The following is a 13858-nucleotide window of genomic DNA, read 5'->3' as shown; positions in this document are numbered from 1 at the left end:
TGTCTTTTTCATGAATAAGGAGAGGTTAGCATGCAACGTTATTTTATCGATGAACGAGCTTCCCAAATAGGTGAATTTACACTAACCGGAGAAAATGCTCGCCATATTTCTAAGGTTATGCGTATGACTCCTGGCGAGGAAATTATTGTTGTGCAGGATGGCATAGCATTCATCTGTGAATTAGTATCTGTTGGGCAGGAAGCTATTGCACAAAAAACGGGCGTTACTGTACCTTCTCCAGAAATGCCACTACTAGTAGATATAGCTTGTGGCCTACCTAAAGGGGATAAGCTAGAGCTGATTGCCCAAAAAGGCACGGAGCTTGGTATGCATTCGCTTATCCCATTCGCAGCCGAACGTTCAATCGTGAAATGGGATGAAAAAAAGGGTGATAAAAAAACAGAGCGCCTTCAAAAAATTGCCCAGGAAGCTGCTGAGCAATCACATAGAACGCATGTGCCGACGATACAGTCACCAATCTCGTTTAAGAGGTTATTAGCAAGTATCCCAAATTATGATGCCGTTTTTATTGGGGATGAGGAAGATGCAAAGCAAGAAGAACGCACAAGGTTTGCGGATAAGCTAAAAACGTTGTATGATAAGGAATCGAAGTCAATCTTATGTATTTTCGGTCCAGAAGGTGGCATTTCCCGTAAGGAATCCGAGGCGCTTGTAGCTGCAGGTGCCATAACGATGTCACTAGGACCACGTATTTTAAGAGCAGAGACGGCGCCGCTTTATGCGCTTTCTGCAATTTCTTATGAATTTGAATGAAAGAGGTGTACAAGCCTTGTCAACTGTGGCTTTTCACACATTAGGTTGTAAAGTAAACCATTACGAAACAGAAGCAATTTGGCAATTATTTAAAGACCAAGGATATGAACGTACAGAGTTTGAACACCAAGCTGACGTTTATGTTGTGAATACATGTACCGTAACGAATACAGGCGATAAAAAATCTCGTCAGGTCATCCGTCGTGCGATTCGCCAAAATCCGGATGCCGTAATTTGTGTTACAGGGTGCTATGCACAAACATCTCCAGCTGAGATTATGGCAATTCCAGGGGTGGATATTGTCGTTGGTACGCAGGATCGTGAAAAAATGCTTGGCTATATCGAGCAATTCCGCGAAGAGCGTCAGCCAATTAAAGCCGTACGCAACATTATGAAAAATCGTGTGTATGAGGAGCTAGATGTTCCGGCATTTACAGATCGTACACGTGCATCGTTAAAAATTCAAGAAGGCTGTAATAACTTCTGTACATTTTGTATTATCCCATGGGCGCGCGGCTTAATGCGTTCTCGTGACCCACAAGAGGTTATTCGCCAAGCACAGCAATTGGTTGATGCAGGCTATCTTGAAATCGTCCTTACAGGTATTCATACAGGTGGCTATGGTGCTGACTTAAAGGACTATAACTTAGCACAACTACTTCGTGATATGGAAGCACAAGTAAAAGGGTTAAAGCGTCTACGTATTTCATCAATCGAAGCCTCACAATTAACAGATGAGGTTATCGAGGTGCTACAAAATTCAGAAATCGTTGTAAACCATTTACACATTCCGATTCAATCGGGCTCGGATACTGTGCTAAAGCGTATGCGTCGTAAATATACGATGGAATTCTTCTCGGAGCGTTTACGTAAGCTTGAAAAAGCGTTACCAGATTTAGCCGTAACATCGGATGTCATCGTTGGCTTCCCTGGAGAAACAGAAGAAGAGTTCATGGAAACATACAACTTTATTAAAGATCACCAATTCTCAGAGCTACACGTCTTCCCATATTCGAAGCGTACAGGCACACCAGCTGCACGTATGGACGATCAAGTCGATGAAGAAGTGAAAAACGAGCGTGTGCATCGTTTAATTACATTAAACGATCAACTCGCAAAACAATACGCATCTCGTTTTGAAAATGAAGTACTCGACGTTATTCCAGAGGAGCGCTTTAAAGAAGGCGACAATGAGAATTTATACGTAGGCTACACAACAAACTATTTAAAAGTGATTTTCGAAGCAAACGAGGATATGGTCGGCAAGCTTGTCAAAGTTAAAATAACTAAAGCGGGCTACCCATACAACGAAGGCCAATTTGTACGAGTAGTAGAGGAACAAGAGGTAAAATAATAAGTACACTGATAGAACGCCCATTTCTGCTTGAGAAATGGGCGTTTGGATGTGCATAGCTCTAATTGTTCCTTAAGGGGAAGTTAATTTTCGCAAAAGAAAATGAACGATATGGTAGCAACTGCTCTATATAACAAATAGTTTTGTATTTTCGTATTCATTTTTTAAATATAAGTTCACTATTATAGTTATTTCTTATAGAATAGAGTAAAATATGTAAATTTTAGGGGGTAAGCAGATGAAAAAAATTACTTATGCAATAATAATTGTACTGTGTCTTTCATTGATTCCGATGCAAACGGCAAGTGCTTCAGATTGGAAGTATGTGAAGGCTGCCATGGATTATCAAAAAGCTGGAAGATGCGATTTAGCGATACCTCAATACCAGAAGGCAATTAGCATCTCGAAAAAGGCTAGTACGTATCGTGGGTTAGCAGTATGCTATGAAAAACTAGGCCAATTCCAAAATGCTGCAAATACATATTATGCAGAAGCAGAATTACATAAAGCTTTAGGAGCAACTCAAACTTATTTAGCTACTAAACAATTAGCAGATAACTTATTTAGTGAAGTGGATGTATACTTCGAAGTAGATAAAATTCAATCTAAGCCTTTGGCAAAATACGAGCCAGCTAGTGGTGCATACTTTGGTGCATTTATAGATCAAGATACACGATATGAAAATACTGGCGGTAAATATGCGAATAAGTATAGTGATTTTAATAATCTAATTAGTAAAATTCATGCTACATTCTTTGTTTACCACAAATACGGTACACCATTCCCGAAGGAAACAGCAAGGCTTGTGAAAGAGGCAGGTGGTGCTTTACAAATTGCGCTACAGCCTGAGCAAGGGTTATCTCAAGTAAATAATGATGGATATTTAAAACAATTTGCAAATGATGCAAAAGCAAGTGAAATTCCAATTTTTGTTCGATTCGCCTCTGAAATGAATGGTAAATGGGTTAAATGGCATGGCAATCCAACCCTATATAAAGAAAAGTTTCAATTAGTTGCAAAAGTTTTGCGTGAAAATGCACCGAATATTGCGATGGTCTGGTCGCCAAACAGTATGCCGGCAGATACAATTCATAGTTATTATCCAGGTGATGCAGCGGTAGATTGGGTAGGGATGAATGTTTACTCGAATCCATTTAACAACGGACAAGCGCATATTAGCACAGAAAATGTGAACCCATTAACTTTCTTAGATACAGTATATAATAAGTACCCAAATAAGCCGATGATGATTGCAGAATACGGAGCGAGTCACTTCTCTGAAACTACAAATGGTCAGCGCAAGGACCAAACTAAATTTGGACAAGCGAAAATGCGCTTATTCTATGAAGGTATTCGTTTAAAATATCCGCGTATCAAATCAGTTCATTGGTTTAGTGTAGATACGTTAACCTCTCGGTATGTAGCAGAGGATCGCCGTTTAAATAATTTTAGTTTAACAGCAAATAAAACAATCACTAATACTTATAAAGAGATTATTAGTCAAGATTATTTCTTATCCAAGGTTGTAAATGGGGCATTTGTTTCAAATTCAACAACTGGAAAAGGAACAGTAAATATTAATAATGCAACAATTCGCTATAGCTCTCCAGTGAAAATTTCATCATACGTTAAAACATATGATCCATATATATCAAAAGTTGTTTATGAGTTAAATGGTCAAAATATTGGACAATCTACAGCATTCCCATATGATATTACTATTTCTCCTTCTCAGCTAAAGGCATCAAACAAATTAAAGGTAGTTGTTTACGATTCGAAAAACAGAGTTGCCACAACAAAAACTGTTACATTTAATAAGAGCAGTGCAAAATTAGATTTACAGCCAGGACAACTACAGCTGTTCTTAAATGATAAATTTGCCTATAAAAATGTTGGCATGGCAGAGTTAGAAGTAGCACCATTTACTACAAATGGACGTACGTTAGTTCCGATTCGATTTATTAGTGAAAACTTAAATGGTACAGTTCACTATCAAGCCTCGACAAAGCGTATTACAATTAATAAAGGTTCATCTAAAATTGTGATGACAGTTGGTTCTAAAACAGGGTCAATTAATGGTAAGACTATTACCTTTGAGGCAGCACCGATACTGAAAAATGGCACTACGTTTGTTCCGTTACGGGTAGTAGCCGATGCATTAAATGCGAAAATTTCTTACGATAGTAAGTCACACGGAATTAGTATTTCGCAATAATGTATAAACTATAGTACCAACAGATAAAATTGTATTGATAAAAAAGAAATGTATAGGTGGAAAAATGACAAAGAAAACTAAAATCGTTAGTAGTGTAATAGTGTTGTTAGGTATTATCGTGCTATTCTTTGCTCTAACTTCTAAAAAAAATATTTTAATTGTTGATGATAAAATAAAGGGATTTGAGCAAGAGCCTATTATTGATGATGAGTTTGTGTACGTACCTCTTTCAGTAATTGAAAAATTGTATAATGTCACAGCCCAACATAAGGGTGATAAGCAATGGCAATTAACAATCAATGATAAAACTACTGAATTTGATCTAATATCAAAAGAGATTATTGTAAATGGAGAAGAATATTCAGATCCATTAAAGGTTGAGGAAGATAAAATAATGCTTCCAAATACGTTTATAGAGGAACATTATAACTTAGTCGCATCAGCAGATTCCTCGGAAGTGTCTGTTAAGTCTAAAAGCACTATACCTATTTTGATGTATCACACTGTCAATGAACGACCTAATGATACGATTAATACACAGCCAGAGCGTTTTGAAGAACACTTGAAGGCACTAAGTGAAGCGAATTATAATGGAATTACACCATTCCAATTATATGATTATTATTTTAATCAAAAAGATTTACCTGAAAACCCGATTTTAATAACTCTTGACGATGGTTATCGAGATAACTATACGACTGCATATCCTATTTTAAAAAAGTATGGGTTACAAGCAACGGTCTTTGTTATTGCTAGTCGTATTGAGCATGAAGGTGTAAATAATTATCCGAATGAAATCCCGAAATTTAAGTGGGAAGAAGCTCATGAGATGAAGGATTATATTACAATCCAAAGTCATACATGGGATTCACATCGGAAAATCGAGCAACAAGCAGGAAAAGATATCGGCCAAATCGCTGCTCCACAGAAAAAGTCAGATGGAACTTGGGAAACTCGCGAAGAATACGTGGCAAGAATCACAAAAGACATTAGTGCGGCACAAGACATTATCCGTGAAAAAATGGGCTACGAATCTGTGATAATTAGTTATCCATATGGCGAATCAAGTGAAGAAGTCCGAGAAATTGCATCGGAATTAGGTGCGAAAATCGGCGTTACTGTTAAGAAGGGCGTTAACTATAGCTATGAATCTTTAATGCAGTTAAACCGAATTACAGTCGACGGAAATTTTACAGGTGAAGAACTAGTAAAAATTATACAAGAAACTAAATAATATTATTGAAGACTCCGAATAGAGTAGACACTAAAAAGTCTATCTAGGCGGAGTTTTTTTATTAGAATATCCTATTAGTCAGAAGAATTTTATCCATTCCATTAAAGGGATTCATTTTTATGAACAGAGCTTGCTATCTAAAATTAAGTCAGTTTTTATGTTAGTTAGGACTACTGTTAACAAAGTAGATACAAATAAGAGTAATTTATCTATTTATGCCAAGTTTATTTGATATAAAATAAAAAGATGCAATACTTAGTTTAGGGGGCGTTCGTAATAGGGATTAAAAAAGGGGCAAAAAGGAATCCAACAGAGCTTATAAAAATTACACTACCAGATGATGTGATGGGACGGCTACATACTTTTTCAAATTATGATCCTACAAGAATCAGGCATTATGAACTGAGAGACGGCTTTATTTATCTTTATATGTACGAGGAAGATCGCCTACAAGCAATGGAGGAAAGCTTCAGTACGCTAGAGGCTTTTCAATATGAGGTTGAGCGAAAAGTGCTCCCAGAAACGATTGCCTATACATCATTCATTTTTGATAGAGAGCTCCAGCTTTTAGAGTTTTCTGTCGACAAGTCATTGTATGTAGATGATGTTTCAGTAAAGATGATTGAGCTTAGTTTAGTGGAGGACTCGATCCGTTATCAAGTATATAGTGGAATGCAAATAGGTGTAACTGTTCAATACATAGATTATGAATCAAAAGAAATCATAGAAACAAGGCATTATGCAAAAAATAATTGAAGAGTCTGTTTATTTTGATGTACTATGTCAACATGATATGATGAAGAGGTACGTACAACTTAAGTGAAGGAGCTTTTTATAATGTCTATAAATTATGCTGCAATGATTGATCATACACTTTTAAAGGCGGATGCAACGAAAGAGGGAATTCTCCAAATTTGTGAGGAAGCAAAAAAATATACATTTGCTTCAGTTTGTGTAAATCCAACGTGGGTGAAAACTTGTGCGGAGAGGTTAGATGGTACAGAAGTAAAAGTATGTACTGTAATTGGCTTCCCATTAGGCGCATCTACTTCAGCTGTAAAGGCATTTGAAACAAAAGATGCGATTGCAAACGGTGCTGGCGAGATCGATATGGTGATCAACATTGGCGCCTTAAAAGATGGAGACTACGATAAAGTTCGTGAAGATATTAAAGCGGTAGTCGATGCGGCAAATGGTACACTTGTAAAAGTAATCATTGAAACATGCCTCCTGACAGACGAAGAAAAAGTGAAAGCCTGCCAACTATCAGTCGAAGCTGGTGCTCATTTTGTCAAAACATCCACAGGCTTCTCTACTGGTGGCGCAACGGCTGAAGATATTGCATTAATGCGTAAAACAGTTGGACCTGACATTGGCGTAAAGGCCTCTGGTGGTGTTCGCAATCTAGAAGATATGCAAAAGATGATCGAAAATGGCGCAACACGTATTGGGGCAAGCTCAGGCGTAACCATTATGAACGGATTAACTTCAGAATCAAATTACTAATTTGTTTTGATACAAGAGGAAACAGGATGTCATATTGGCATCCTTTTTTGTAGGGAAAATCGTCAAAATAATACTCTTCAATGTGATAATTTGTGCAAAAAATCTGGGCAACCTAGCTTCACTAGCCACATTTTTCAAAATACTAGCCAAATTTTCAAAAATACTAGCCAAAAAATCGAGAATACTAGCCGAATTTTTCGAAATACTAGCCAAACTTTTAAATTTACTCGCCAACGTGAAAATTTGCGGATGAAATCGTGACCGATCTAGCTTCACTAGCCACATTTTCAAAAATACTAGCCAAAAAATCAAATTTACTCGCCAACGTGAAAATTTGCGGATGAAATCTTGACCGACCTAGCTTCACTAGCCACATTTTTCAGAATACTAGCCAAATTTTCGAAATACTAGCCAAATTTTCAAAAATACTAGCCCAAAAATCGAGAATACTAGCCAAACTTTTAAATTTACTCGCCAACGTGAAAATTTTGCGGATGAAATCTTGACCAATCTAGCTTTACTAGCCAAATTTTCAAAAATACTAGCAAAATTCCTAAAAAACTAGCCCAAAAATCAAATCTACTCACCAACCTAAAAATTCACACCTAAAATCCCCGACCAACCTAGAAAAATCTTCACCAATTTCGCTCCTGCAAAACGATATTTTAAACAATTTTTAGAAAAAAACGACAATAACAGAAAAAAATGCTTTGTTTTTCGCCGCATTGAATTTATAATTGGTATAGACAACTATACCGATTTACGAATATTAGCCGCGCTAACAGCAATGCCAACCGTTTCAGTAGGATGGGCGCCCATTGCTGTTATGGATAGGAGGTGTTTATTTGAGCAACACGCTGTTCATTACGAATGTAACCATTGTCAATGAAAATGCTGACCCGTTTAAAGGGGATGTATTTATTGAGGATGGTAGAATTAAAAAAGTTGGTGTAGGACTATGTGAAAAGGCATATACCACAATTGATGGTAGTGGCCAAAATTGGCTTTTGCTGCCAGGGTATATTGATACACATATTCACGGAGCCGCTGGATATGACACGATGGATAGTACAGAGGAAGCGCTTCGTGGGATAGCTAGCTTCCTAGTGAAGGAAGGTGTCACAGCGTTCCTAGCAACGACGATGACTCAGTCAGTTGAGGCTATCGAAAAAGCATTAATAAATGTTGGGCGGTATAGAAGACAAGATGGGGAAGCAGAAATTCTTGGGGTACATGTAGAGGGCCCGTTTATATCGCGACGGCGCGCTGGTGCACAGCCTATTCAATATATCATTCCGCCGTCTCCCTACTATGTACAACGATGGCAAGCGCTTAGCAATCACCTCATAAAAAATATGACAATAGCACCTGAAGTAGAAGGTGGCCTTCAATTAATTCGAGAGCTAGAAAACTTAGGTATAGTCGCGTCAATTGGTCATTCTGATGCAACATTTGAAGAGGTGGAGCAAGCGATTAGCAATGGTATTACAAAGGCTACGCATTTATATAATCAAATGCGCCCATTCCATCACCGAGATCCTGGTGTTGTAGGCGGGGTCTTGCTAGATGAACGTGTGAAAGTAGAGCTTATTGTAGATTTTGTACATTGTCATCCCAAAGCAGTCGATCTTGTGTATCGATTAAAGGGTGCTTCAGACATTATTTTAATCACTGATGCCATGCGAGCGAAAGGTTTACGGTACGGAAACTATGATTTAGGTGGTCAAAATGTTTCTGTAACGGAGGAAGGGGCTCATTTATCTAATGGGGCATTAGCTGGCAGTGTACTTTCAATGGAAAGAGCAGTGAAAAATATGAGAGCGGTTACAGGTTGCAGTTTACAGGAGCTTGTTGCCATGTCCTCGACCAATGCCGCTAAACAAATGAAGTTAGCAAGGAAAGGACAAATTGCTGAGGGATTTGATGCCGACTTCGTATTACTAGACCAAAAATTAAATGTGCAAAAAACTATTTGTCACGGTAAAGTTGTATATGAGCGATAAAATTGTAGATATAAGGAAGGTGCAATGCAATTGTTAGACAAAAATTCTCATATACCAATCTATATACAAATAGAAGAAATATTAAAGCAACGCATTTACTTGGAGGAATACGGAATTGACGAAAGCATTCCCTCAGAACGAGAGCTTTCAATCCAGTTCGGTGTTAGTCGAATGACGGTACGACAGGCAATCAATACTTTAGTCAATAGTGGTTTATTGTATCGTGAAAAGGGACGAGGAACGTATGTAGCAAACCCGAAGCTGGAGCAGCCACTAATGGGATTAACAAGCTTTACAGAGGATATGCGGGCAAGGGGAATGGAGCCAAGCAGTAAAATATTGAGATTTGAAAAAATCGTGCCACCATTCGATATTGCGAGCGATTTATTACTAGAAAAGGATGAAGAGGTATTCTTCGTTGTCCGAATTCGAAATGCAAATGATAAACCAATGGCCATTGAAAGAACGTATATACCAGTAAAATTATATCCAGAGCTCGATGAAAAGAAAATAATGGGCTCGCTTTATGCATTAATTGAAGCAAAATTCCATCAGAAAATTGGCAATGCCATTCAGCAAATGGAAGCAGCAATTGTTGCAAAGGATGATTGTAGATACCTGCAAATTAGCCCGACAGCACCAGTGTTAATTATTAAGCGAATCAGCTATTTAAGTGATGGAATTCCATTTGAATTAGTACGTAGTACGTATCGAGCAGATCGCTATAAATTTATTAGTGAGATAAAAAGGTGATAATATGCATTCCTATTTCAAAGAAGTTCAAAATCTTTTGCACGACAGCATCGAAAGTGAACACCCGAAATTAGAAATGGCAGCTAGAATGATAGCTGATCGTATCGAAAGAGGCGGGATCCTGCAGCTATTCGGCTGTGGTCATTCGCACTTACTCGCGCAGGAGGCTTTTTACCGTGCAGGTGGTCTCGTGCCGGTACGACCAATCACAATTGAGCCATTAACTTTACAGGCTGGTGCTCTGACTTCATCCAGTAATGAAAAGGATCCAACGATTATAGAACGACATAGGAATTCTTTCGATTTTCATGAGAATGATATATTCCTTGTCATCTCAACGTCTGGAAGAAATTGTGCGCCTATTGATGCAGCCTTACTTGCAAAATCATCTAATATACTCCTACTATCGCTGCAATCATTAAACTATGTTGAGCAGGCTTCTAAGCACAAGAGTGGCAAAAGACTAGAGGAAATTGTTGATATCGTAATAGATTCTCATATTCCGGTAGGGGATGGAATCTTAAATCATGAGGGCTTCCAATATGCACCTGCCTCAACAGTGATTGGCTCTGCACTACTAAATGGACTACTTAGCCTCGTAATGGAAAAAGTATTCGAAAAAACAGGGATATTTCCTGTATTTGAAAGTGCCAATGTTGCAGCTACGAAAACACAAAATGCCAATATGATTTCGATGTATAAGCAACGTATAAATTTTGATTAAAAATTGGAGGGAAATAGAATGGAACAAACATTTAAAATTACGACTCCTGAAGGCTTACATGCAAGACCAATTACTTTGCTAGTGTCTGCTGTAACACCATTTGCTGCTGAAGTTCAACTAACTTTTAAGGATCGGTCTGTTAATATGAAATCCATTATGGGTGTAATGTCGCAGGGGGTTCCACAAGGTGGCGTTATAACAGTGGCAGCTCAAGGAACGGATGCCGAGCAATTAATACAAGCAGTTACTGAAGTGATGGAATCGAAAGGGATTGGCGAAAGATGCTAGAGCTACATGGACTGGCTGTATCGAGCGGAGTAGCAATTGCCAACGCCTATTGCTTAGTAGAGCCGGACTTATCCTTTGAACAACGTACGATTACGAATACGGACGGCGAAATAGGTCGCTTTCAGCAGGCAGTCGGGCAAGCGAAATTAGAGCTTCAGGAAATTCAAGCCTTGGCAGAAAAGAAGTTCGGTGAAGAGGAAGCAGCCATTTTTGCGGCCCATCTATTGCTGCTAGAGGATCCTGAATTTATAGATGGGATTATTTTGAAAATACAGAGCGGACTCAATGCGGAATATGCCCTACATGAGATTTCTGCAATGTACATTGCGATGTTTGAAGCGATGGATAGCACGTATATGCAGGAGCGATCGGCAGATATTCAGGATGTGTCCAAAAGGCTTTTAGCACATCTTTTAGAAGTGGAAATTCCAGATTATAGTCGCATCTCGTCGGAGGTTATCATTGTAGCCGATGATTTAACCCCATCGATGACTGCTCAATTAGACACTAAATATGTAAAAGGCTTCGTAACGAATATTGGCGGGAAAACTTCTCATTCTGCTATTCTAGCGAGAACGATGGGCATTCCGGCTGTAGTTGGTGCCAAAACAGCAACACAGAGCATCAAGCATGGCGAAAAAATAATACTTGATGGCACATTCGGTAAAGTTATTGTCGAAGCATCGCCTAAAATGTTCGAATATTACGAATCCAGGCAGCGAGCATACGAGCAATCCGCACAGGAGCTTGAAAAATATCGCACGTTAGCTAGTGTAAGCGCGGACGGGTATGAGGTTGAAATTGCTGGCAATATCGGTAAGCCAGAGGATGTTGAGAAATTAATTGAAGCTGGTGCTGATGGGATAGGTTTATTCCGAACGGAGTTTTTATATATGAATCGCCAATCACTTCCTGATGAGGAAGAACAGTTTGTCGCGTATCGTACAGTATTAGAACGTATGCAAGGAAAGCCGGTAGTCGTTCGTACGTTAGATATTGGCGGAGATAAGTATTTACCATATTTAAAGCTACCAGAAGAGTCTAATCCATTTTTAGGCTACCGTGCAATCCGACTATGCTTACATGAACAAGAAATATTCCGGATTCAGCTACGTGCATTACTACGTGCAAGTGCATTTGGAAATTTAAAAATTATGTTCCCGATGATTGCCACCCTAGAAGAATTTAGAGCGGCGAAAGAAATGCTACTAGAAGAAAAACAACGATTATTACAAGATGGAATTCTGGTTTCTGATGGAATTGAAATTGGACTTATGATAGAAATCCCGTCGGCAGCCATTATAGCAGATTTATTTGCAATGGAAGCAGATTTTTTATCGATTGGTACAAATGATCTTATTCAATACTCTTTGGCAGTCGATCGGATGAATGAAAATGTCTCTTATTTGTATCAGCCGCATCACCCTGCCGTGTTACGACTGATAAAAATGATTATCGATGCTGGACATAGTCACGGAAGATGGGTGGGGATGTGTGGCGAAATGGCTGGTGATGATATAACTATTCCAATATTACTGGCGCTAGGTCTTGATGAATTTTCGATGAACGCTGCAACTATTTTGAAAGCTAGAGCACAAATTTCAACCTTATCAAAAGAGAAGCTAGCAGCCCATACTGATCAAATATTGAGGCTGTCTACAGCAAGTGATGTAGAGCAATATGTGCAGGAATTTTTACTAGGCTAGAATATACGTTTCTTATAAAACGGGTATTTGAAAGGTGTTGAGGTATAGGATGGATATTAAATTAGTGCCACAGCAAGATTATGAGCAAATACATCGACTAAGAGATTATAGCTTTCCAAATCGGTATGAAGGTGAGCGTCGACGAGATTTCCAATATTGGATCGAGCATAGTACGACAATCTGTGCATATGATAAAGAAAAGATTGTAGGTCAATTATTAGTGTTACCACTTAATATGACGGTTCATGGCGTCAACTATAAAATGGGTGGCATCGGCTTTGTTGCAACCTATCCCGAATATCGAAACCGAGGAATTATGAAAAAGCTAATGGTGAGAGCACTGGAAGAAATGCAGCGGAATGGACAATGGATCTCTGTACTTGCACCATATTCCGTATCCTTTTATAGGTATTTCGGTTGGGAGCTATTTTTTGATAAGCTACATTACACAATACCAGTAGAAGCGTTCCCAGCCTTTGGGCACCAGCTTGATCATATGGAGCGATTTAGCTTTGCATGGATGAATGATGATGTTTTTCAAGATATTCAGCAATTTCATACGCGTCATTCTCAAATTTGTAACGGAGGGATGATAAGGGATTCCGCCTGGTGGCAAAGAATAGCTAGGCGAGAACCGGACAGTCATTTTGCAGCGTATTATAATGCTTCAAATAAAATTGCTGGTTACATTCGTTATACGATTAGTGACTTAACCTTCTATGTTCATGATCTATTTGCCGATAATATGGAAGCCGAACATGCGATTTGGCGCTTTATTACATCTCATAGTGCAAGTGTAAAGAGCATTAAAGGAACTTCGTCGGCAGATTGTCTTTTTGGCTTCGGGTTCCAGCAGCCACAATTTAAAAAAGAAATAACACAGGATTGTATGGTGCGAATTGTTGACGCTTTTGCCTTTTTGAAAGCGTATTCGTGGGTGGAAATTCAAAATCCGTTATATGTTCGACTAGCAGATCCATTTTGTTCTTGGAATGAAGGGCTGTTTCAAATTAGCTCTGATTGTAGAGTGACCAAAATAGAGGGGAACGATGTAAACGAGCTTCATGTTTTATCCTTGTCTATCAATCTATTTTCGGCTATGATGGTGGGCTATCTTTCTGTAGAGGACGCGTTACGGTTCGCCAATACGGAGATCGCTCAAGAGAATTTATCGGATTGGCAAAAGGCACTACCAACAAGCAAGCCTCAATTTTTTGAATATTTCTAAATTAGCATACGGAAATCTGTGAAATTCAAATTTTTTTTACCTTTTTTCGTGGACTATACCAATTCTTTTGATT

At 38.6% G+C, this 13858-nt stretch carries 12 protein-coding genes; all 12 read left to right on the top strand.

Annotation, left to right across the window (positions count from 1 at the left end):
- Positions 1–30: 30 nt before the first annotated feature.
- The 12 genes from V4T18_RS04545 (at position 31) to V4T18_RS04490 (ending at position 13785) form a co-directional block, all read left to right on the top strand.
- A complete protein-coding gene (locus V4T18_RS04545; protein ID WP_332646972.1) occupies positions 31–774 on the top strand; it encodes a 16S rRNA (uracil(1498)-N(3))-methyltransferase in 744 nt (247 codons plus the stop codon).
- Between the two features lie 16 nt (positions 775–790).
- Entirely contained in the window at positions 791–2128 is a 1338-nt protein-coding gene (gene mtaB, locus V4T18_RS04540; protein ID WP_332647019.1) for a tRNA (N(6)-L-threonylcarbamoyladenosine(37)-C(2))-methylthiotransferase MtaB, read from the top strand.
- Positions 2129–2366: 238 nt separating this feature from the next.
- Entirely contained in the window at positions 2367–4343 is a 1977-nt protein-coding gene (locus tag V4T18_RS04535; RefSeq protein ID WP_332646970.1) for a stalk domain-containing protein, read from the top strand.
- Between the two features lie 64 nt (positions 4344–4407).
- On the top strand, positions 4408–5577 hold the full coding sequence (locus V4T18_RS04530; protein ID WP_332646968.1) for a polysaccharide deacetylase family protein: 1170 nt from the start codon (positions 4408–4410) through the stop codon (positions 5575–5577).
- Positions 5578–5922: 345 nt separating this feature from the next.
- Entirely contained in the window at positions 5923–6333 is a 411-nt protein-coding gene (locus V4T18_RS04525) for a hypothetical protein (RefSeq protein WP_332646966.1), read from the top strand.
- A gap of 81 nt (positions 6334–6414) precedes the next feature.
- Complete coding sequence (gene deoC, locus V4T18_RS04520; protein ID WP_332646964.1) at positions 6415–7083, top strand: deoxyribose-phosphate aldolase; 669 nt, start codon at positions 6415–6417, stop codon at positions 7081–7083.
- Between the two features lie 845 nt (positions 7084–7928).
- Positions 7929–9086, top strand: a complete 1158-nt coding sequence (nagA, locus tag V4T18_RS04515) for an N-acetylglucosamine-6-phosphate deacetylase (RefSeq protein ID WP_332646963.1) — start codon at positions 7929–7931, stop codon at positions 9084–9086.
- 30 nt (positions 9087–9116) lie between these two features.
- A complete protein-coding gene (locus V4T18_RS04510; protein ID WP_332647018.1) occupies positions 9117–9839 on the top strand; it encodes a GntR family transcriptional regulator in 723 nt (240 codons plus the stop codon).
- 4 nt (positions 9840–9843) lie between these two features.
- Positions 9844–10563, top strand: coding sequence for a sugar isomerase domain-containing protein (locus V4T18_RS04505; protein WP_332646961.1), 720 nt, complete (start codon positions 9844–9846; stop codon positions 10561–10563).
- 18 nt (positions 10564–10581) lie between these two features.
- Positions 10582–10851, top strand: a complete 270-nt coding sequence (locus V4T18_RS04500; protein WP_332646960.1) for an HPr family phosphocarrier protein — start codon at positions 10582–10584, stop codon at positions 10849–10851.
- Complete coding sequence (gene ptsP, locus V4T18_RS04495) at positions 10845–12557, top strand: phosphoenolpyruvate--protein phosphotransferase (protein ID WP_332646958.1); 1713 nt, start codon at positions 10845–10847, stop codon at positions 12555–12557. The genes V4T18_RS04500 and ptsP overlap by 7 nt, the downstream gene beginning before the upstream one ends.
- 49 nt (positions 12558–12606) lie before the next feature.
- The gene (locus V4T18_RS04490; protein ID WP_332646956.1) at positions 12607–13785 is read left to right on the top strand and encodes a GNAT family N-acetyltransferase; all 1179 of its coding nucleotides are present in this window, start codon (positions 12607–12609) and stop codon (positions 13783–13785) included.
- Positions 13786–13858: the final 73 nt, after the last annotated feature.

It is taken from the genome of Lysinibacillus sp. 54212, assembly GCF_036662795.1.
Classification (GTDB): Bacteria; Bacillota; Bacilli; order Bacillales_A; family Planococcaceae; genus Lysinibacillus_B.
This window is presented reverse-complemented; position numbering and strand designations above follow the sequence as displayed.